This window comes from Alkalibacillus haloalkaliphilus (assembly GCF_007991275.1).
Taxonomy (GTDB): Bacteria; Bacillota; Bacilli; order Bacillales; family Alkalibacillaceae; genus Alkalibacillus; species Alkalibacillus haloalkaliphilus.
Genome location: NZ_BJYA01000037.1, coordinates 1 through 837 on the forward strand (window position 1 = coordinate 1; position 837 = coordinate 837).

Sequence of the window (837 nt, forward strand, 5' to 3'; positions counted from 1 at the left end):
ATAAATAATTGGTGGAGCCTAGCGGGATCGAACCGCTGACCTCCTGCGTGCAAAGCAGGCGCTCTCCCATCTGAGCTAAGGCCCCGTTAGAGAAATCGGGAAGACAGGATTCGAACCTGCGACCCCTTGGTCCCAAACCAAGTGCTCTACCAAGCTGAGCTACTTCCCGCAATATTAAAATGGCGCGCCCGAGAGGAGTCGAACCCCTAACCTCTTGATCCGTAGTCAAACGCTCTATCCAATTGAGCTACGGGCGCAAATATGGTGCCGAGGGCCGGACTCGAACCGGCACGGTAGTAAACTACCGCAGGATTTTAAGTCCTGTGCGTCTGCCAATTCCGCCACCCCGGCAGTATAGTGGAGCGGAAGACGGGATTCGAACCCGCGACCCCCACCTTGGCAAGGTGGTGTTCTACCGCTGAACTACTTCCGCAATATTAAAATGGTGCGGGTGGAGGGAGTCGAACCCCCACGTCGAGAGACACTAGATCCTAAGTCTAGCGCGTCTGCCAATTCCGCCACACCCGCGCGGATGGTGAGCCATGGAGGATTCGAACCTCCGACCCTCTGATTAAAAGTCAGATGCTCTACCAACTGAGCTAATGGCTCATCACTAACTTAATCTTGCAGATTAATGTTATTTAAACTTGAATGGTGCCGACCGAGGGACTCGAACCCCCAACCTACTGATTACAAGTCAGTTGCTCTGCCAGATTGAGCTAGGTCGGCTATTGATTTAGATGGTGGAGGATGGCGGGCTCGAACCACCGACCCCTTGCTTGTAAGGCAAGTGCTCTCCCAGCTGAGCTAATCCTCCGTATATCAATTGCCCGGCAG

9 tRNA genes are annotated in these 837 nt (G+C 53.8%); all 9 read right to left on the reverse strand.

The window, feature by feature from the left end:
• Positions 1–9: 9 nt before the first annotated feature.
• Positions 10–85, reverse strand: a tRNA-Ala gene (locus AHA02nite_RS14940).
• Positions 86–95: 10 nt separating this feature from the next.
• A tRNA-Pro gene (locus AHA02nite_RS14945) sits at positions 96–169 on the reverse strand.
• An 11-nt stretch (positions 170–180) separates the two neighbouring features.
• Positions 181–257, reverse strand: a tRNA-Arg gene (locus tag AHA02nite_RS14950).
• A 5-nt stretch (positions 258–262) separates the two neighbouring features.
• A tRNA-Leu gene (locus tag AHA02nite_RS14955) sits at positions 263–351 on the reverse strand.
• 7 nt (positions 352–358) lie between these two features.
• Positions 359–433, reverse strand: a tRNA-Gly gene (locus AHA02nite_RS14960).
• A gap of 10 nt (positions 434–443) precedes the next feature.
• A tRNA-Leu gene (locus tag AHA02nite_RS14965) sits at positions 444–528 on the reverse strand.
• A 5-nt stretch (positions 529–533) separates the two neighbouring features.
• A tRNA-Lys gene (locus tag AHA02nite_RS14970) sits at positions 534–609 on the reverse strand.
• A 43-nt stretch (positions 610–652) separates the two neighbouring features.
• Positions 653–729: transfer RNA gene (locus tag AHA02nite_RS14975), tRNA-Thr, on the reverse strand.
• A gap of 12 nt (positions 730–741) precedes the next feature.
• A tRNA-Val gene (locus AHA02nite_RS14980) sits at positions 742–817 on the reverse strand.
• Positions 818–837 lie beyond the last annotated feature (20 nt).